Origin of the sequence: Flavimaricola marinus, assembly GCF_900184895.1 — a bacterium.
Taxonomy (GTDB): Bacteria; Pseudomonadota; Alphaproteobacteria; order Rhodobacterales; family Rhodobacteraceae; genus Flavimaricola; species Flavimaricola marinus.
The window spans coordinates 59,005-76,592 of record NZ_FXZK01000001.1; the positions used below are offsets into that span (position 1 = coordinate 59,005).

Genomic DNA, 17,588 nt, shown 5'->3' on the forward strand with positions numbered 1-17,588 from the left:
AATGCTCTCTCGCCTCGAGAAGGACCGCTATGCGCCGCCTGTTTTCCGCCTGTCTGACGGCCACCGCCTTGGCCATTGCCGCCGCCTCCGCGCAGGCCGGTTGCGCTGGCCCGAGCCTGCTGGACCGGCTGACGCCGGCCGAACGCGCCAGCGTCGAGACGGCGGCCGCGACCACGCCATTCGGCGAAGGCATCCTGTGGCGCGCGCAGAAGGGAGATCGCCAGATCGACCTGATCGGCACGATGCACCTGTTCGACCCGCGCCACGACGCCACGATGGAGGCCATCGCTCCGACATTGGCCGCCGCAGACCTGATCCTGCTCGAAATGACCCCGACAGAAGAGCGCCAGATGCTGACCGCAATGGCCGAGGCGCCCGAGGTTTTCTTCATCACCGACGGCCCCACCCTGCCGGACCTCCTGCCCGAGGACGACTGGATCGCCCTGCGCGACGCGGCCCGCGCCCGGCAGATGCCCGGTTTCCTTGCCGCCAAGTCGCAACCGTGGTTCCTGATGGCCAGCCTCGGCATCCCGCCCTGCGCAATGGGCGACCTGATCGAAGGCCGGTTCGGACTGGACAAGCTGATCATCAACGTCGCCACGGATTTGGGCACGCCGATGTCGGCGCTGGAGGCCTGGACGACCCTGCCCGAGCTTTTTGACGAGATCCCCGCCGACGAGCAGCTCGAAATGCTCGCGCTCTCGGTCTTGTCCCCCGATCTGCAACAGGAAGCCTTCGTCGCGATGCTCGAAAGCTATTTCCAGGGCCAGATCGCCCTGATCTGGGAAATGTCGCGCATGAGCGCCAGCTTCGTGCCCAACATGACGGAGCAGGAGGCCGAAGAGAGCTTTGCGATGACACAGGAGTTGCTGCTGGATCGACGCAACGCCGCGTGGTTGCCGGTGATCCTTGAAGCCGCCGACACGCATGAGCGGGTCGTCGTGGCCGTGGGTGCGGCCCACCTGCCCGACACGACCGGTGTCCTACGGATGCTCGAGCAGGAAGGCTGGACGATTTCAGCCCAGCAGTAGCGCCTCAGCCGGCAGATCGCCCCGACGCAGCAGATGCTGCACGGCCAGCGCCATTGACCGGGCGTCGCTCAGCGCGTCATGGGCGCTCAACCCGTCGGTATTCAGGCCAAAGTATGCGGCCAGCCCGCTGCTCGACGTCTTTTGAATGGCCTCATAGGGCATTCCGGCCTGCAAGAACAGACGGGTGGCATTGCCAAAACGGGTGGCCGGTATCACCGGCGGAATGCCTTCGACGAAACAACTGATCGCCACCATGAAATGATCGTCGCGCCCCCAAGACCAGAAAGGCGCACCCTGCGAAAACGCATCCAACGCCGTCAACGCCTCGACCAGCGGTTGCCCCTCTGCGTCGACCTGTGCCTGAGTGATGCCGGTCAGCTCCGACAGGAACGGGTCGATCGGCACCGGCTTTCCCTCACGGTCCTTGGGGCTGACATAGGCCTGAAACGTCTCGAGAAGCGGGAAATCCCCGTCGAGCCCGAGACGGACGGCACCGATCTGCACCACTGTCGGCTCCGGGTCGAAGGGGCCGCACCAGAATCGGCGCATCGCACCGTCCACCGACAGGAATTCGCTGTCGTAGAGTATCGCCGTTCGCATCGTCAAAGCTCTGCCTCGCCATAATCGGCCAGTCCGCGCTGGCCTGCTTCCGTCAGACCATAGACACCGCGACTGACGCGCACAAACCAGCCATAGACGTTGTCGCCCATGATCCTTGTGGCGACCGGCACTTCGGTCCACTTGGCGACCTCCGCCCCCTTGGCCGGACCATGCACCGCCAGAAACCGGGCGCAGCGGATCGCATCGGCGCGATAGCCCGTGACGATGCCGTGCCGGGTGGTGCCGCCGTCGTTGGGATCGCCCCGCAGACGGGTGAAGGCCTTCTCCATACGGGCCTTTTTCTTGGGCGACTTGCGCGGCGCATAGGGGCCGGGCGCGCAGAGCACGTCGACATGGCCATCGCGCAACCGAACGCTCAGCACGCCAAGGCCAAGGCGGCGGGCCATCGACACGTTGTCGCGGCGGGCCTTCTTCTTTGGCTCTGGCACGGCCAGATAGACCTGATCTGTGACGGCCAGCCGGCTGATCCCCTGATGATAAAGCGCAAGCGAAAACGCCAGCTTCAGCTCGACGATCACCATCGGAGCGCCGTCCTTTTGGGCGACCACATCGGCGGCGCCCACCTCGGCCCGCACCTCATATCCCTGACGGGTCAGCCACGCCTTGACGGCAGGGTAGAGGTCGGCCTCGCGGGCGGGTTTATCGGGCGTCTTGGCCATGGGCGCACCGTCGCGTGATCCTTTGGCGGGCGCAAGACCCCGCCCGAACGGCGGGCGGGGTCGGGTGGCTCAGCGTCCTCGCGATTTGCCGGGCAGAGGCATCGGCTTGACGCCCCGCACCTCGGGGCCGCGCAAGAGGTCTTTGGGAATGCGCGACTGTGGCGCAAAGGGTGATCTGGGCACAGCACTGCCCAGCCCCGGCTTGCGGGGTGTCTTGGTTGATTTCGGCATGATTTGCCTCATGTATCTGAATGGGATTGAGTCGCGGCACAGGCCGCGTCTGGATCGCCCGAAACGGGCGTCAGCTCATCTTGTCCATTGTCAGGATACTCCTCAAAACAAGGGGGATCGCGGCACTATCGCGCGATTGCGGGCTCGGCGGGTGTCAGACCTGTGTGTCCATTGCCAGTGCACTCCTGTTTTGAATGAGCCGATCATAGCCGAGATTGCGGCCACCGATCAACATGCGAGGGGTGACACAGCTCAAACGCGCCCCTATAAGGCCCGCGATCCACCCTAAACCACAGGTTATTCAACCATGACGACGCTTGTTTTCGGCCACAAGGCCCCCGACACCGATTCCACCGGCTCCCCATTGATCTGGGCTTGGTATATGTCCCACACCGGCACGCCGGCCGAGGCCCGGCTCTTGGGCACGCCCAACACCGAGGCGCTCTTTGTGGCCGAACGCTGGGGCTTTGATCTGCCCGCCGTGATCAGCGACGTCGAAGACGGTCAGGACTGCGTGATCGTCGACACCAACAACCCGGCCGAACTGCCCGCCAACATCAATGGCGCCAACGTCACCGCGATCATCGACCACCACAAGCTGGTCGGCGGCCTCGAGACCAAAGGCCCGATCGACATCACGATACGCCCTCTCGCCTGCACCGCGACGATCATGCACGATCTGATGGGCGATGACCTTGCCAAAGCCCCCGAAGGCATCAGGGGCCTGATGCTGTCGTGCATCCTGTCCGACACGCTGGAATTCCGTTCGCCCACCACCACCGATCACGACCGTGCCGTCGCAGAAGCTCTCGCCGCCGATCTCGGGGTGTCGATCGCGGACTACTCCGCCGAAATGTTCGCCGCCAAGTCCGACGTGTCGTCCTTCTCCGAAGCCGAGCTGATCCGCATGGACAGCAAGGAGTTCACGGTCGACGGCACCGGACTGCGCGTCTCGGTTCTGGAAACCACCTCGCCTGCCGCGGTTCTGTCGCGCAAGGATGCGCTGATGGCCGCCATGCCCGGCGTGGCAAAGGAAGACGGCGCTGACGAAGTCATGCTCTTCGTCGTCGATATCCTGAACGAAGAAGCCACCCTGCTCGTCCCCAACGACCGGGTGAAAGCGATTGCAGAGGCATCCTTTGACTGCACCGTTTCCGGCGACACGGTCGTGCTGCCCGGCATCATGAGCCGCAAGAAGCAGATCATCCCGAACCTCAAAGCCTGAGTTCCTTGCGGCGGCGTCGGTAAAACGACACCGCCGCAATACCGACGGCAGACCGACGTATTATCCAAACCATTTCAAGGGCCGAACATGACCGAGATCATCACCCAATTTTCCGACATCTCGGCCAATTACGATGCCGCTTTCGTCGACCTCTGGGGCTGTATGCACAACGGCGTGACAGCCTTTCCCGCGGCCGTCGCGGCGATGCAGGCCTTTCGCGCAAGTGGCGGAAAAGTCGTGCTTTTGACCAACGCCCCGCGCCCGCGCGGCCCCGTTGCCGCCCAGATCAAGGGGCTCGGCATCCCCGACGACGCATGGGACGTGATCGCCACCTCCGGCGATTCCGCACGCGCCGCGATGTTTCGCGGCGTGGTCGGCAAGAAGGTCTGGTTCATTGGCGAAGACCACGATCAAGCCTTTTTCGAACCGCTCCAACTCGTTGATAATCCAATTGAAATCACCCAAGTGCCGCTGGAAGAGGCCGAAGGCATCGTCTGCTGTGGCCCCGACGATCCCCATGCGGATCCAAGCGTCTACCGACCGCAATTCCTCTATGCCAAGCAGAAGGGGCTGAAGTTGCTCTGCGCCAATCCCGACATCGTCGTGGATCGTGGCGAAAGCCGGGAATACTGCGCCGGTGCCCTGGCCGCGCTCTATACGGAAATGGGTGGCGAAAGCCTCTATTTCGGCAAGCCACACCCGCCGATCTACGACCTCGCGCGCCGGCGCCTCGATGCACTGGGCGTGTCGCCCAACAACGCCCGGATCATAGCGATCGGCGACGGTATCCGGACAGATGTGCTTGGCGCGAGTGGCGAAGACATGGATTGCCTCTTTATCACGGGGGGCCTCGCGGCTGTGGAAACCAAGACGACGACGCAACCCGATCCCGCCGCATTGCAGACCTATCTAGAGGCAGAAATGCTCACGCCGACTTTCGCCATAGGCTATCTGCGCTAGCCAAAATCCTTGACTTCGCGCGACGGCAGGGTAATTAAGTTTCAAAACCGATCCACGGATCGATCATTTGTTACCCACCGGAGTCAAAAATGCTGGATGATCACACCCACAACCTGCCGAGAGGGACCATCTGCATCGAAGATATCGAAATCGGTATGCTCCGGTCCCTGACCAAAGAGATCACCCATCACGATATCGAACTGTTTGCCGAAGTGACAACAGACCGCAATCCTGTCCATCTGGACGAAAGCTACGCTCAGGACACGATTTTCGGCGGACGGATCGCGCATGGAATGCTGACTGCGGGCCTCGTCTCTGCGGTGATCGGCGAGCAGCTGCCCGGACACGGCACCGTCTATCTGGGGCAAAGCCTCAAGTTTCTGGCCCCTGTCAGACCCGGCGACGTGGTGACCGCCGAAGTCGAGGTCACCGAGATCGACCACTCGAAACGTCGCGTCATCATGCAGACCCGATGCCTTGTCGACGGCAAGAAGGTTTTGACCGGCGAGGCGACTGTTTTGGCCCCGTCGCGCAAATTCGACTAGACCCGATCCGCGCAGAGCGCTTGCGCAGCGGAACCGGCCACGCTACGCACCGATATGCGCATCATCCGAGACTCTCTGTTCATAGATCCCTCCGACCGCGGCGCGGTCGCAGCCATCGGCAATTTCGACGGGGTTCATCTGGGCCATCAGGTCGTTCTGGACGTTGCCCGCTCCACGGCGAAGTCCCTTGATGCGCCGTTCGGCGTCATGACATTCGAACCACATCCGCGCCAGTTCTTTGCGCCCCAATCGCCCGCCTTTCGCCTGATGAACGCCGAGGCGCGGGCGCACCGGCTTGAAAAGCTCCAAGTTGAAAAACTGTATGAGATGCCGTTCAATGCAGCGCTTTCAGCGCTTTCTGCGCAGGAATTTGCAAGCCAGATCATTGCAGAGCGCCTTGGCTTGCGCCACGTCGTCGTCGGCGCGGATTTCTGTTTCGGCAAAGGGCGGCTGGGCACGGCGGATGATCTGATCGCACTGGGCGAGAAGCTGGGCTTTGGCGTGACCGTTGTGCCGATGCTCGATCTTGGGGCTGGCGAAGTGTCGAGCACCGCCATTCGGCAGGCCTTGGAAGACGGCCGTCCACGAGATGCAGCGGCGATGCTGGGCCATTGGCACCGCATCGACGGAACCGTCATCAGGGGCGACCAACGGGGGCGCGACCTCGGGTTTCCCACCGCCAATATGTCGATCAGTGGCCTGCACCCACCCAAGTTCGGGGTCTACGCCGTCACCGTCGACGTTTTGGATGGTCCCCATGCCGGTCACTACGGAGGCGCCGCATCGATCGGTGTCCGACCGACCTTCGGCGAGAATACTGCCAACTGCGAGACGTTTCTGTTTGATTTCAAAGGCGATCTCTATGGGGCGTCGATGTCCGTCGCCCTTGTCGATTTCCTGAGACCAGAGCTCAAGTTCGAAGGCATCGATGCATTGATCGTGCAGATGGATGCCGATTGCGCCCAGGCACGCGACATTCTGGCCGCCCTGCCCCATGGCTGACGACATGCGGCACCGGTTCTGGGAAACGGTCCAGATGAATGCAATGACGCGCTCCGAATGGGAGGCGCTTTGCGATGGATGCGGCAAGTGCTGCCTCAACAAGCTCGAGGACGAAGACACGGGCGAGGTCGAGCTGACCCGCGTCGCCTGCCGATTGCTCGACGACAGCACCTGTCTGTGCAGTCATTATCAGACCCGTCATGACTATGTGCCCGAATGCATCGTCCTTTCGCCGAAAACCATCGAGAAGAACCTCTACTGGCTGCCACAGACCTGCGCCTACCGTTTGATCCATCTGGGGCGAAAGCTTCCCGACTGGCACCCGCTGATCACAGGTGACCCGACGAGCGTGCATCGGGCGGGCGTATCGGTGAAGGGACTGACCGTATCCGAACTCAGCGTCGACGACGACGACTGGGAAGACCATATCATCGAGGAGCCACTCTAGCCCATGTTTTTCGCCTCGGACAATGCTGGCCCTGCCCATCCCAAAGTGCTCGAAGCCCTCACCATTGCCAATACCGGCTATGCTTCCGGCTACGGCGCCGACGCGATCATGGACGAGGTCCGTGACGGCATCCGCACCGTGTTCGAGGCGCCGCGGGCCGAAGCGTTTCTCGTGACCACCGGGACGGCGGCCAACTCCTTGATTTTGGCGACGATGTCAAAACCTTGGCAGACTGTCTTCTGCAGCGACGTGGCCCATATCCACGAGGACGAATGCAATGCGCCGGAGTTCTTTTCGGGCGGCTCAAAGCTGACCCTTGTTCCGTCCCCATCCGCGAAACTGACGCCGGACGCCCTTCGCTCGGCAATTCTCGGTGAAGAAAACCGCGGCGTCCACGGCCCGCAGCGCGGCCCCGTTTCGATCACGCAAGCGACAGAGAAAGGCACGATCTATTCTCTGGAGGAACTGACCGCTGTGACCGCCGTTGCAAAGGACTTCGGCCTCAAGACCCATCTGGACGGCGCCCGATTTGCAAATGCCCTGGTCCGTTTGGGCTGCACGCCTGCCGAGATGACGTGGAAGGCCGGCATCGATGCCGTCAGCTTCGGTGGCACCAAGAACGGATTGCTCGGGGTCGAAGCCGTCGTGCTGTTTGATCCCGAAACGGCATGGGAATTCGAACTGCGTCGCAAGCGCGGGGCGCATCTGTTGTCAAAGCACCGCTATCTGTCGGCCCAAATGCGGGCCTATCTGGCCGATGATCTATGGCTGGATATGGCTCGGATGGCCAATGCCCGCACCGATCGGCTGGTGGCCGGACTGCGCAACACCTCGGGCATCGAGTTCCTCTTTGAGCCTGAAGCCAACATCATTTTCTTCAGCGCCACCAGAGGCTTGCACCGCAAGCTCCATGATGGGGGCGCCGTCTACTACATCATGTCGGGAGAGCTTGACGGCGACGATCCCGAGGAGATGCTGACCGGCAGGTTGGTCTGCGACTGGTCGATGACCGAGGACGGCGTGGATGAATTTCTGGCGCTTTTCGACCGCTAACCGATCGCTGCGGCCACGGTTCCCGGATGGGTCACGGGGACCATGTGCCCGGCGCCTTCGATCACGACCTCCCTGCCATGTCGGAGCCGCGCCAGAATAGCCGCGTGCACCTCCCGCATGATCGGCTCGCTCCGCTCGCCTCGGATCAGGGTCACCGGGCAGGACAGCTGCTCCAACCGACCGGGAGCAAAGACCGCGCCGGGATCCCCCTCGGCCCCGGGCAAACCTTTGGCAATCATGTGGATTCGATCGGTGAGATCGGCTTTGACGTAGTACGGAAGAACGTCCCACGCCCCTTCGCCCCACTGGGTGTGAAACACTTCGGCCGCACGACTACGGTCGCCACGGGCCATCGCGCCGACATAGGGCGCAAAGCGATCGAGATAGTCGGCATAGGCTTTGGTCAGCAAGATCGGCGTAAAACAGACCGGCTCGCACAGCGTGACCCGCGAGACCAGATCGGGCCGTTCGACCGCCAAGCGCAAGGCGACCGTTCCACCGAAGCTATGCCCGATCACATGGCTGTCGGGTTCGATCAACTCCGTTGCGATTCTGGTAGTAAGGTCTTGGAAATCCACGCCATCTTCAAGCGGATCGCTCAGCCCGTGACCCGGCATGTCGAACAGGGTCACCCGGTGGGTCTTGCCGATCAGCCGCGCCAATCGCGCAAGCGCCTGATGTCGCCCCAACGAGCAATGGATCACCAACGCCGGCGCATCGCCGTCGCCTGTTCGGCCGAGGCCAACCGAAACCCCGGCGACCGAGATCGTTTCACTCACAAGTTGCCGGCGAGATGCGCGTCCAGATCCTCGATCCGGTCCTGCCCCCAAAACCGCTGATCGGTGTCCGTGATGTAGAACGGCGTGCCAAAGACGCCGCGGGTGACGGCCTCTTCGAGGTTGTTGGCGTATGTCTCCGCCCCGGCCATCAGGCCCTTGTCGGCCAGATCGGGATCGAACCCAGTCTCCGAGAGGCATTCCCGGATCACAGCATCGTCGGCGATGTCCTTTTCCTCGGCCCAGACACACGCACAAATGCGGTGGACGAGTGCGCCGACGTCGCCGCCACCAGCCGACTGAGCGGCGATGATGGCATAGGCCGCGGGCGCGCCGTTCGTCGGCCAGAAGGCCGGTTTGAGATTGAATGTAAGACCTACCTTTTTCGACTGCCGAAGCAGTTCCTGAGCGCGATACTCATTCCGGCTGGGGTGCCGTTCGGCCGGTGGTGTTCCGCCTGTCCGTCCGAAGAGAGCCACAACATCAAGTGGTTTATAGGTCACGGTCGCGCCATATTTTGCGGCGACGGCCTCAAGACGCGTGCCCGCCAAATAGACGTAAGGCGACAACGTGGCACAGAAATAATCGATATGGGGCAATTTGGCATCCTCTGTCTGCGCCTGAATTCTTTGCCTTAGGGTAGGCATGTGCTAGGCGGTGTCAACGTCATGATTCCGTCGCACATTGCCCTGCGCTGCTGCTCCTCAAAGGACCCCACCATGCCCAATCTGACTGAACCCAAGTTGATCTCTGGTAATGCCAATAGGACCTTGGCGAAAGCAGTTGCGCGGCGGATGTCGATGCATCGCGGAATGAGCGTCGGGCTGGTCGATGCGCGGGTCGAACGGTTCAACGATCAGGAGATCTTCGTCGAGGTTTTCGAGAATGTGCGCGGCGAGGATATGTTCATCATCCAGCCGACCTCGAATCCGGCCAACGACAACCTGATGGAACTGCTGATCATCTCCGACGCCTTGCGCCGGTCTTCGGCGGCGCGCATCACGGCCGTCATCCCGTATTTCGGCTATGCCCGGCAGGATCGCCGGACCAAGGCCCGCACGCCGATCACCGCCAAGCTGGTCGCGAACATGATCGCCGAGGCCGGCATCGAGCGCATTCTGACGATGGATTTGCACGCCGCTCAGATCCAGGGGTTCTTCGACATCCCGGTCGACAACCTCTATGCCTCTCCCATCTTCTCCCTTGATATCATGCACAATTTCCGGTCCCAGATGGACAACCTGATGATCGTGTCGCCCGACGTCGGTGGGGTGGCGCGGGCGCGGGAGCTGGCGCAGCGGATCGGGGCGCCTTTGGCGATCGTGGACAAGCGCCGTGAGAAGCCCGGTGAGATCGCGGAGATGACGGTGATCGGGGACGTGACCGGCAAGACCTGCATCATCGTCGACGACATCTGCGACACGGCGGGCACCTTGTGCAAGGCCGCAGAGGTCCTGATCGGAGCGGGCGCGACCGAGGTGCACAGCTATATCACGCACGGCGTTCTGTCTGGCCCGGCCGTGGGTCGCATCCAGAATTCCGTTATGAAATCGCTGGTTATCACCGACAGCATCGAGGCGACCGACGCCGTCAAGGCGACCTCGAACATCCGCATCGTGCCCACCGCACCGATGTTTGCGCAGGCGATTCTGAACATCTGGAACGGCACGAGCGTGTCGTCCCTGTTCGATCATGAGACGCTGACCCCGATCTACGAAGGCATGTATTCCGCGGCCTGACGGGCCTGCGACTCATCGGGTTAACGGGCTAAAATCGGCTGCGGTAACCCGTCGGTCCGACGTCGGTATCCCGTCGGTGTCATTTGCGGCAATCGGGGTGTTACCGCACCGCTCTGTCACACCGGCCACCGCGCAACGGAACCGAAGGGAATTTCAATACAGTTCCCAGTCGTCCTCGTCGGTGACCGCGCCGATCGCCATCCATCCGACGCGGACCCGCGCCACCTGTGTATCGGCCCAGGTCCGAAACAGGATGGCGAAGCCCTTCTCCGTGATGTCCTGAGCCTGAACCTCCATCCGGGCGTTCGCGCTGTTGGATACATCCCACATCGAGAACCCGACATGCACCATGGGCGTTTCGCGGAACGACTCTGAAAATTCGACATAGACACGGGTCTGGCGCTGGCCGCTGCCAGTCCACATTTCGCCGTCTCGTTCGAAATCCGAAAACAACACCGTGTCGCCATTTTCAATACCGATGGCGTGCCTGCTAATTCTTCTCATCTGAATGTCCGTCACATTTGCCGCCACTCTATTCGCATTAGAATCTGGCAGCAATTGGGAGCGACACCCGCCAGAGGCGATTGAACCCCGGCCTCGCAACCAGCGCCAGAGTGCGGCCGATCCCGGCGTCAAACTGCCGAGCCCGAGCGGCCGAGCGTTTGCCTTGTTCCGTGCATTGATCTAATGCTACTTTTTCTTTGAAGGTGCTGATCCCGGCCAGGGACGCCGATCTATGGTTTGAGACCCGGAGCGTTGATTGAAGGTATTGGATAGTCGAGCCCGTCTGGAGCTTTTGAGCGACAGATCAATGGCCTACGCGGTTCAGCACGCCCGCGTTCCGCTTTGCATCACCGATCCGAAGCTGCCTGACAATCCCATTGTCTATGCCAATTCGTCGTTCTTCGACCTCGTCGGATATACGGAAGACGATGTGATCGGTAAGAACTGCCGGTTTCTCCAAGGCCCAGACACCGCCGAAGAGAGCATCGCCGCCGTACGCCTCGCCATCGTGGAACGGCGTGTCGAAACCGTGGAGATCCTCAACTATCGAAAAGACGGCAGCAGCTTTTTGAATGCGTTGCAGATCGGCCCGATCTACGACGACGATGGTGCCTTGCTCTACTATTTCGGCTCGCAGCTCGACATCACCGCCAAGCGGATCCAAGAGCAGAAGGCCCGCGAGCTTGCCGACGCGGAACTCCTTCACCGCCTGCGCAATATCGTCAACGTGATGACCGTGGTCATCAGGCACACGATGCGCGAGGAATACGATGCCCAGACGCTTGGTCGGATCGTCTCGGAGCGGCTGCGCGCCTTGAGCGATGCCCATTTCTCGACGATCATCCAGCCCGAAGACCAGAACCTGACCTTTGCGGAACTGTCCAAGACGATCCTGTCCGCCTACGCCCCGCTGGGCCCGCGGCAATTCCGTCTCGACGGCCCCGAGGTCGTATTGCCCAGACCGCTGCTGTCGTGTCTGGCCCTCGGCCTGCATGAGTTGGCGACCAACTCGGTCAAGCATGGCTCTCTCGGCGAGATGGACGGCTCTGTCGAGTTGAACTGGGAGGTGAACGCCAGCGGCACGCAATTGTCGATGTGCTGGTCAGAGCGCGGCGGCCCCGCGGTCGTCAAGCCGATGCGCCAGAGCGGATCGAAGATCGTTCTCGATCTCGTCACCGCGGTGAATGGCTCGATCGATTTCAACTGGCGAGAGACCGGATTGATTGTCGAGGCGGTTTTCCCGCTGTGACGGCAGCGCGGCCGAAGCCCTGCGCCGTGCGCATCGGTGCCACTCCCCTCGCCTCTTTCACCCAGCGCGGGCCCATCGTCCCAAAATGACCACTTTTCTCGTCTTTGACGTCCATCGACGCCCGCAACCGAGAGGACGACATGAAGAAGGACGATGACGACTTTGCATCCAGCATGGCCTTTCTGGGCCGTGGCGTGTTGCGCACCCTGAAGCGCGACGTCATCACCACGGTGGCCGGTGCTGCCCTTGGTGCGATCCTTGGCCTTCTGGCAGCCGTTGTCCTGAGCTATCCGCTTCAGTCCTTGGTCAAGATCGGCGCCCTGCTCGGCGCTTTCATCGGCTTGGCATCCCGGTCGGTTACCTCGAAGCTCTTCGAGTATGACGAACCCGGATCCGACAAGGATAAAGCCCCCTGACGGTGTGATCGGCCAGCCGAGGCCCACCGCCGAGACCGCGCAGAGGTCAGAAAAAAGGCCCCATCCGAGGATGAGGCCTTTTCGATTCTTGCGGTGCCAAAGCCCTTATTGGGAGCTGAGCCCCATATGCGTGCCCACGGCCACCATATCCGCCAGCAGCTTTGCTGCGGCATCGACGGCGTCATGCTCCTCGGCCTTCGCGTGGTTCTCGCGCGCCGCGGTGAGCATACCGCTGTAGACTTCCTGCGTGACCTCGGCGCGTGGCAGCGCCTCTTCGGCCAGGACCGAAAGGCTGCCTGCGGTGATCTCGGCAAAGCCACCGGAGACGAGGTATTCGTCTGTTCCGCCGGAATGCACGACCCGCAGAATGCCCGGCCGCAGGGTGGTGATCGTCGGCGCATGGTTGGCCATGGCCGTCATGTCGCCGTCCGCACCCGGGATTTGCACCTCGGTCGCCTGAACGGAGGCAAGCCGCCGTTCGGGAGAGACGAGATCGAATTGCATCGTATCTGCCATGTCGGCTCCTTACGCTGCAGCGGCAGCCATCTTTTCGGCTTTCGCCTTCACTTCATCGATGCCGCCGACCATGTAGAAGGCACCTTCGGGCAGGTGATCGTATTCACCGGCCACGACCGCCTTGAACGAGGCGATGGTGTCTTCGAGCGGAACCTGCACACCGTCAGAGCCGGTGAACACTTTCGCCACGTCGAAGGGCTGCGACAGGAAACGCTCGATCTTGCGCGCGCGCTGAACGGTCAGTTTGTCTTCTTCCGACAGTTCGTCCATGCCGAGGATGGCGATGATGTCCTGCAGCGACTTGTAGCGCTGAAGCGTCTGCTGGACGTCGCTGGCGACCTTGTAGTGCTCTTCGCCCACGATGCCCGGATCGAGCAGACGCGAGGTCGAGTCGAGCGGGTCCACAGCGGGGTAGATGCCCTTTTCCGAGATCGCCCGGTTGAGAACGGTCGTCGCGTCGAGGTGTGCGAACGAGGTGGCCGGTGCGGGGTCGGTAAGGTCATCGGCCGGCACGTAGATGGCCTGCACCGAGGTGATCGAGCCGTTCTTGGTGGAGGTGATGCGTTCCTGCATCTGACCCATGTCGGTGGCCAGCGTCGGCTGGTAGCCCACGGCCGAAGGGATACGGCCGAGCAGAGCCGAAACCTCGGAGCCCGCCTGGGTAAAGCGGAAGATGTTGTCCACGAAGAACAGAACGTCGGTCCCCGACGAGTCGCGGAACGCCTCGGCCATGGTCAGACCCGACAGAGCGACCCGCATACGTGCGCCCGGAGGCTCGTTCATCTGACCGTAGACCAGCGCCACCTTGGACTTGGTCAGGTCGTCTGCGTTGATGACGCCGGATTCGATGAATTCGTAGTAGAGGTCGTTCCCCTCACGGGTCCGCTCACCAACACCAGCGAACACCGAGTAGCCGGAGTGCACTTTGGCGATGTTGTTGATCAGTTCCTGAATGAGAACAGTCTTACCCACCCCGGCACCGCCGAAGAGGCCGATTTTGCCACCCTTGGCGTAGGGTGCCAGAAGGTCGATGACCTTGATGCCGGTGACCAGCACTTCGGAGGCGGTCGACTGTGCCTCGAAGGGAGGCGCGTCAGCGTGGATCGAACGGCGCTCTTGCTCGCCGATCGGGCCCTTCTCGTCGACGGGGTCGCCGACGACGTTCATGATCCGACCCAGCGTCGCATCGCCGACGGGCACGGTGATCGGTCCGTCCATGTCGGTCACTTCCTGACCGCGCACGAGGCCCTCGGTGGCGTCCATGGCGATGGCGCGCACGGTGCCCTCGCCGAGGTGCTGAGCGACTTCGAGCGTCAGCGTCTTGCCGTTGTTATCGGTGGTCATTGCGTTCAGGATTTCGGGCAGGTGATCCCCGAATTGCACGTCTACGACGGCGCCGATGACCTGCGTGATCTTGCCTTTTGCGTTTGCCATACTTGTGTCTCCGGTTCCGTTAGAGCGCTTCCGCGCCCGAGATAATCTCGATCAGTTCGTTGGTGATCACAGCCTGACGCGAGCGGTTGAACTCGATGGTCAGTTTGTCGATCATTTCGCCAGCGTTGCGTGTGGCGTTGTCCATGGCGCTCATCCGGGCGCCCTGTTCAGAGGCCGCATTTTCGAGCAGGGCCGCAAAGACGGCCGTGGCCACGCCACGCGGCAGAAGGTCTGCAAGGATCGCCTCTTCGCTTGGTTCGTAGTCGTACAAGGTGGCCTCGGCCCCCTCGACGGCGTCGAACTTTGCCGGGATGATCTGCTGTGCGGTCGGTGTCTGCGCGATGACGCTTTGGAACGTTGCGAAGAAGATCGTCGCCACGTCGAATTCGCCGGCATCAAACCGGGACAGGATGTCCTTGGCGATGCCCTGAGCGTCGGTATAGCCGAGCCGTTTGACCGCCGACAGATCGACGTGTCCGACGAAATACTCGCCGAAGTCGCGGCGCAATGAATCGCGCCCCTTCTTGCCGACAGTGAGGATTTTCACTGTCTTGCCCTCGGCCAGCAGCTTGGCGGCGTGGTTCTTCGCCAGCTTGGCGATGTTGGCGTTGAAGCCACCGCACAATCCGCGCTCGGCGGTCATGACGACCAGAAGCTGCACCTTGTCGCTGCCGGTTCCGGTCAGCAATTTCGGTGCCGAGTCGGAGCCGCCAGCCGCGGCAGCCAGCCCGGCCATCACAGCGGTAAACCGCTCTGTGTAGGGCCGGGACGCTTCTGCTGCATCCTGTGCCCGGCGCAATTTCGCGGCGGCCACCATCTGCATGGCTTTGGTGATCTTGCGGGTCGATTTGACCGACGCGATCCGATTTTTTAGGTCCTTGAGGCTAGGCATGGGCCAAAGTCCTTTCGGTGGTTAAGCCCAAACTCAAGCGAAGTCTTTGGCGAATTCTTCGATCGCGCCGCGGATTTTCTCCTCGGCTTCGCCTTTCACTTTGGGATCCTCGTTGGTGATCATATCGAGCACGTCACGGCGGGCATTGCGCAGGTGCTTGAGCAGACCGGCCTCGAAGGCGCCAACCTTGCTGACGGGGATCTTGTCGAGGAAGCCTTTGGTCCCTGCGTAGATGACGCAGACGATCTCGGCGTTGGTCAGCGGCGAATACTGCGGCTGTTTCATCAGCTCGGTCAGACGCGCACCGCGGTTCAGCAGGGCCTGAGTGGACGCATCCAGATCGGAGCCGAACTGCGCGAAGGCAGCCATTTCGCGATACTGGGCGAGCTCCAGCTTCACCGGGCCTGCAACCGATTTCATCGAGTTGGTCTGAGCCGACGAACCCACGCGAGACACCGACAGACCGGTGTTCACGGCAGGCCGGATACCCTGGAAGAAGAGTTCCGTCTCGAGGAAGATCTGACCGTCGGTGATCGAGATCACGTTCGTCGGAATAAAGGCCGACACGTCACCACCCTGGGTTTCGATGATCGGCAGCGCCGTCAGCGAGCCCGAGCCGTGGTCTTCGTTCAGTTTGGCCGAACGCTCCAACAGCCGGGAGTGCAGGTAGAACACGTCGCCGGGGTAGGCTTCACGTCCGGGCGGACGCCGCAGCAGCAGCGACATCTGACGGTAGGACACGGCCTGCTTGGAGAGGTCATCGTAGATGATCAGCGCATGCTTGCCGTTGTCGCGGAAGTATTCGGCCATCGCGGTTGCCGAATAGGGTGCCAGATACTGCATCGGCGCAGGGTCGGAGGCGGTGGCCGCCACGACGATGGTGTATTCGATGGCGCCGGATTCTTCGAGACGCTTCACCAGCTGGGCCACGGTCGACCGCTTTTGCCCGACTGCCACGTAGATGCAGTAGAGCTTCTTGCTCTCGTCGTCGCCGGCGGCGTCGTTATACGACTTCTGGTTCAGGATCGTGTCGAGTGCCACGGCGGTCTTGCCGGTCTGACGGTCGCCGATGATCAATTCCCGCTGGCCACGCCCGATCGGGATCATGGCGTCAACGGATTTGAGGCCGGTCGCCATTGGCTCGTGCACGGATTTACGCGGGATGATCCCCGGCGCTTTCACGTCTGCGACGCGGCGCTCTGACGTCAGGATCTCGCCTTTGCCGTCGAGCGGGTTGCCCAGACCGTCCACGACGCGGCCCAGCAGGGCTTCGCCGGCCGGCACGTCCACGATCGAATTGGTCCGCTTGACGGTGTCGCCTTCTTTGATGTCCCGGTCGGACCCGAAGATAACGCAGCCGACGTTGTCGGTTTCGAGGTTCAGTGCCATGCCCCGGATACCGCCGGGGAATTCGACCATCTCACCGGCCTGGATGTTGTCGAGTCCGTAGACCCGCGCAATACCGTCACCGACGGACAGCACCCGGCCGACTTCGGCCACCTCGGCCTCCTGGCCAAAATTCTTGATCTGGTCCTTGAGGATCGCGGAAATTTCCGCAGCTTGGATCGCCATTACCGGGCCTCTTTCATGCTGTTCTGGAGTGCTGTGAGCTTGGAAGCGATCGATGTGTCGATCATTTTGGAGCCCACTTTCACGACGAGACCGCCGATGAGGCTTTCATCAACGGTCGCTATGATCTTAACGTCCTTGCCCGCCTGCTTGGACAGCGTGGCGGCCAGTTTTTCGGACTGGGTCTTCGTCAGCGCCTTGGCGCTGGTGACTTCGGCGGTGACTTCGCCCTTTTCGCTGGCGATCTTGTCGCGCAGGCTGGTCACCATTTGCGGCAGCACGAAGAGCCGCCGCTTGGATGCCATCAACGAGAGCACGTTCTGCGTGGTGCCGCTAAGCCCCATTTTCGCGGAAATCGCCTTGATGGCATTGCCTTGTTCTTCACGGCTGTAGAGCGGCGAATGGATAAGCGACCGGAGGTCTGCACTATCTTTCAGCGCGCTGTCGAGCGCCTCGACATCCGCCTCGAGCGAGGGGAGCGCCTTGTCGTCCATGGCAAGCCCGAAGACTGCTGTGGCGTAGCGGTCGGCGATGCCGCTTGAAATCGAAGCTGGTTCGGACACGTCCACCCTTCCGATAATTTAGGGCCGTTTCCCCACCCGAGTGAAGGCGGTGATAAGGCAGCTTGAAGTGCCGTCGCGTTCACGGCGGCGTCAAAATCAGGGGCGATGTAGCAGAGCAATTCCCCTGTCGCAACCGCATAGACATCAAACTGGTC

20 protein-coding genes are annotated in these 17,588 nt (G+C 61.8%); 10 read left to right on the plus strand and 10 right to left on the minus strand.

The window, feature by feature from the left end:
- The first annotated feature begins 29 nt into the window (after positions 1 to 29).
- Positions 30 to 1,031: a TraB/GumN family protein gene (locus tag LOM8899_RS00305; protein WP_093990176.1), complete on the plus strand. Its 1,002-nt coding sequence runs from the start codon at positions 30 to 32 to the stop codon at positions 1,029 to 1,031.
- Here LOM8899_RS00305 and LOM8899_RS00310 read toward each other — a convergent pair.
- Both LOM8899_RS00310 and LOM8899_RS00315 read right to left on the minus strand, forming a co-directional pair.
- Complete coding sequence (locus LOM8899_RS00310; protein ID WP_093990177.1) at positions 1,017 to 1,631, minus strand: 3'-5' exonuclease; 615 nt, start codon at positions 1,629 to 1,631, stop codon at positions 1,017 to 1,019. The genes LOM8899_RS00305 and LOM8899_RS00310 overlap by 15 nt on opposite strands.
- A gap of 2 nt (positions 1,632 to 1,633) precedes the next feature.
- Complete coding sequence (locus tag LOM8899_RS00315) at positions 1,634 to 2,311, minus strand: DUF2161 domain-containing phosphodiesterase (protein WP_093990178.1); 678 nt, start codon at positions 2,309 to 2,311, stop codon at positions 1,634 to 1,636.
- A 538-nt stretch (positions 2,312 to 2,849) separates the two neighbouring features.
- Here LOM8899_RS00315 and LOM8899_RS00320 point away from each other — a divergent pair.
- The 6 genes from LOM8899_RS00320 (at position 2,850) to LOM8899_RS00345 (ending at position 7,775) form a co-directional block, all read left to right on the plus strand.
- Positions 2,850 to 3,767, plus strand: coding sequence for a manganese-dependent inorganic pyrophosphatase (locus LOM8899_RS00320; protein WP_093990179.1), 918 nt, complete (start codon positions 2,850 to 2,852; stop codon positions 3,765 to 3,767).
- Positions 3,768 to 3,854: 87 nt separating this feature from the next.
- A complete protein-coding gene (locus LOM8899_RS00325; RefSeq protein ID WP_093990180.1) occupies positions 3,855 to 4,727 on the plus strand; it encodes a TIGR01459 family HAD-type hydrolase in 873 nt (290 codons plus the stop codon).
- Between the two features lie 89 nt (positions 4,728 to 4,816).
- Positions 4,817 to 5,272 (plus strand): MaoC family dehydratase, encoded by a 456-nt coding sequence (locus tag LOM8899_RS00330; RefSeq protein ID WP_093990181.1) that lies wholly within the window; start codon positions 4,817 to 4,819, stop codon positions 5,270 to 5,272.
- A 54-nt stretch (positions 5,273 to 5,326) separates the two neighbouring features.
- The gene (locus LOM8899_RS00335) at positions 5,327 to 6,274 is read left to right on the plus strand and encodes a bifunctional riboflavin kinase/FAD synthetase (RefSeq protein ID WP_093990182.1); all 948 of its coding nucleotides are present in this window, start codon (positions 5,327 to 5,329) and stop codon (positions 6,272 to 6,274) included.
- Positions 6,267 to 6,722 carry a YcgN family cysteine cluster protein gene (locus tag LOM8899_RS00340; RefSeq protein ID WP_093990183.1) on the plus strand — a complete coding sequence of 152 codons (456 nt, stop codon included), beginning with the start codon at positions 6,267 to 6,269 and terminating at the stop codon, positions 6,720 to 6,722. The genes LOM8899_RS00335 and LOM8899_RS00340 overlap by 8 nt, the downstream gene beginning before the upstream one ends.
- A 3-nt stretch (positions 6,723 to 6,725) precedes the next feature.
- Positions 6,726 to 7,775, plus strand: coding sequence for a threonine aldolase family protein (locus tag LOM8899_RS00345; RefSeq protein ID WP_093990184.1), 1,050 nt, complete (start codon positions 6,726 to 6,728; stop codon positions 7,773 to 7,775).
- Here LOM8899_RS00345 and LOM8899_RS00350 read toward each other — a convergent pair.
- The gene (locus LOM8899_RS00350) at positions 7,772 to 8,554 is read right to left on the minus strand and encodes an alpha/beta fold hydrolase (RefSeq protein ID WP_168770437.1); all 783 of its coding nucleotides are present in this window, start codon (positions 8,552 to 8,554) and stop codon (positions 7,772 to 7,774) included. The two genes, LOM8899_RS00345 and LOM8899_RS00350, sit on opposite strands and share 4 nt — an antisense overlap.
- Complete coding sequence (locus LOM8899_RS00355; protein ID WP_093990186.1) at positions 8,551 to 9,150, minus strand: 2-hydroxychromene-2-carboxylate isomerase; 600 nt, start codon at positions 9,148 to 9,150, stop codon at positions 8,551 to 8,553. Before LOM8899_RS00355 ends, LOM8899_RS00350 begins: the two co-directional genes overlap by 4 nt.
- A 120-nt stretch (positions 9,151 to 9,270) precedes the next feature.
- On the opposite strand from LOM8899_RS00355, the gene LOM8899_RS00360 reads away from it, so the two are divergent.
- On the plus strand, positions 9,271 to 10,290 hold the full coding sequence (locus LOM8899_RS00360; protein WP_093990187.1) for a ribose-phosphate pyrophosphokinase: 1,020 nt from the start codon (positions 9,271 to 9,273) through the stop codon (positions 10,288 to 10,290).
- Between the two features lie 153 nt (positions 10,291 to 10,443).
- Here the strand turns inward: LOM8899_RS00360 and LOM8899_RS00365 are convergent, their stop codons facing one another.
- A complete protein-coding gene (locus tag LOM8899_RS00365) occupies positions 10,444 to 10,794 on the minus strand; it encodes an H-type lectin domain-containing protein (RefSeq protein WP_093991331.1) in 351 nt (116 codons plus the stop codon).
- 256 nt (positions 10,795 to 11,050) lie between these two features.
- On the opposite strand from LOM8899_RS00365, the gene LOM8899_RS00370 reads away from it, so the two are divergent.
- Positions 11,051 to 12,043 (plus strand): PAS domain-containing protein, encoded by a 993-nt coding sequence (locus tag LOM8899_RS00370; protein WP_245820388.1) that lies wholly within the window; start codon positions 11,051 to 11,053, stop codon positions 12,041 to 12,043.
- A gap of 140 nt (positions 12,044 to 12,183) precedes the next feature.
- Positions 12,184 to 12,459 (plus strand): hypothetical protein, encoded by a 276-nt coding sequence (locus tag LOM8899_RS00375; RefSeq protein WP_093990189.1) that lies wholly within the window; start codon positions 12,184 to 12,186, stop codon positions 12,457 to 12,459.
- Between the two features lie 105 nt (positions 12,460 to 12,564).
- On the opposite strand, the gene LOM8899_RS00380 is transcribed toward LOM8899_RS00375, so the two are convergent.
- Genes LOM8899_RS00380 through LOM8899_RS00400 form a run of 5 tightly spaced genes read right to left on the minus strand, consistent with a single transcriptional unit; the run spans position 12,565 to position 17,439 of the window.
- Positions 12,565 to 12,975, minus strand: a complete 411-nt coding sequence (locus tag LOM8899_RS00380; protein WP_093990190.1) for a F0F1 ATP synthase subunit epsilon — start codon at positions 12,973 to 12,975, stop codon at positions 12,565 to 12,567.
- Between the two features lie 9 nt (positions 12,976 to 12,984).
- Positions 12,985 to 14,409 carry a F0F1 ATP synthase subunit beta gene (atpD, locus tag LOM8899_RS00385; RefSeq protein WP_093990191.1) on the minus strand — a complete coding sequence of 475 codons (1,425 nt, stop codon included), beginning with the start codon at positions 14,407 to 14,409 and terminating at the stop codon, positions 12,985 to 12,987.
- 19 nt (positions 14,410 to 14,428) lie between these two features.
- A complete protein-coding gene (locus tag LOM8899_RS00390; RefSeq protein ID WP_093990192.1) occupies positions 14,429 to 15,301 on the minus strand; it encodes a F0F1 ATP synthase subunit gamma in 873 nt (290 codons plus the stop codon).
- Positions 15,302 to 15,334: 33 nt separating this feature from the next.
- Complete coding sequence (gene atpA / locus LOM8899_RS00395) at positions 15,335 to 16,873, minus strand: F0F1 ATP synthase subunit alpha (RefSeq protein ID WP_093990193.1); 1,539 nt, start codon at positions 16,871 to 16,873, stop codon at positions 15,335 to 15,337.
- Positions 16,873 to 17,439, minus strand: coding sequence for a F0F1 ATP synthase subunit delta (locus tag LOM8899_RS00400; RefSeq protein ID WP_093990194.1), 567 nt, complete (start codon positions 17,437 to 17,439; stop codon positions 16,873 to 16,875). Before LOM8899_RS00400 ends, atpA begins: the two co-directional genes overlap by 1 nt.
- Positions 17,440 to 17,588: the final 149 nt, after the last annotated feature.

Coding starts and splice junctions, on each gene's coding strand:
- atpA (WP_093990193.1), bottom strand. CDS start 16,873: ATGGCGATCCAAGCTGCGGAAATTTCCGCGATCCTCAAGGACCAGATC.
- LOM8899_RS00340 (WP_093990183.1), top strand. CDS start 6,267: ATGGCTGACGACATGCGGCACCGGTTCTGGGAAACGGTCCAGATGAAT.
- LOM8899_RS00375 (WP_093990189.1), top strand. CDS start 12,184: ATGAAGAAGGACGATGACGACTTTGCATCCAGCATGGCCTTTCTGGGC.
- LOM8899_RS00320 (WP_093990179.1), top strand. CDS start 2,850: ATGACGACGCTTGTTTTCGGCCACAAGGCCCCCGACACCGATTCCACC.
- LOM8899_RS00325 (WP_093990180.1), top strand. CDS start 3,855: ATGACCGAGATCATCACCCAATTTTCCGACATCTCGGCCAATTACGAT.
- LOM8899_RS00345 (WP_093990184.1), top strand. CDS start 6,726: ATGTTTTTCGCCTCGGACAATGCTGGCCCTGCCCATCCCAAAGTGCTC.
- LOM8899_RS00310 (WP_093990177.1), bottom strand. CDS start 1,631: ATGCGAACGGCGATACTCTACGACAGCGAATTCCTGTCGGTGGACGGT.
- atpD (WP_093990191.1), bottom strand. CDS start 14,409: ATGGCAAACGCAAAAGGCAAGATCACGCAGGTCATCGGCGCCGTCGTA.
- LOM8899_RS00330 (WP_093990181.1), top strand. CDS start 4,817: ATGCTGGATGATCACACCCACAACCTGCCGAGAGGGACCATCTGCATC.
- LOM8899_RS00365 (WP_093991331.1), bottom strand. CDS start 10,794: ATGAGAAGAATTAGCAGGCACGCCATCGGTATTGAAAATGGCGACACG.
- LOM8899_RS00315 (WP_093990178.1), bottom strand. CDS start 2,311: ATGGCCAAGACGCCCGATAAACCCGCCCGCGAGGCCGACCTCTACCCT.
- LOM8899_RS00360 (WP_093990187.1), top strand. CDS start 9,271: ATGCCCAATCTGACTGAACCCAAGTTGATCTCTGGTAATGCCAATAGG.
- LOM8899_RS00305 (WP_093990176.1), top strand. CDS start 30: ATGCGCCGCCTGTTTTCCGCCTGTCTGACGGCCACCGCCTTGGCCATT.
- LOM8899_RS00335 (WP_093990182.1), top strand. CDS start 5,327: ATGCGCATCATCCGAGACTCTCTGTTCATAGATCCCTCCGACCGCGGC.
- LOM8899_RS00390 (WP_093990192.1), bottom strand. CDS start 15,301: ATGCCTAGCCTCAAGGACCTAAAAAATCGGATCGCGTCGGTCAAATCG.
- LOM8899_RS00380 (WP_093990190.1), bottom strand. CDS start 12,975: ATGGCAGATACGATGCAATTCGATCTCGTCTCTCCCGAACGGCGGCTT.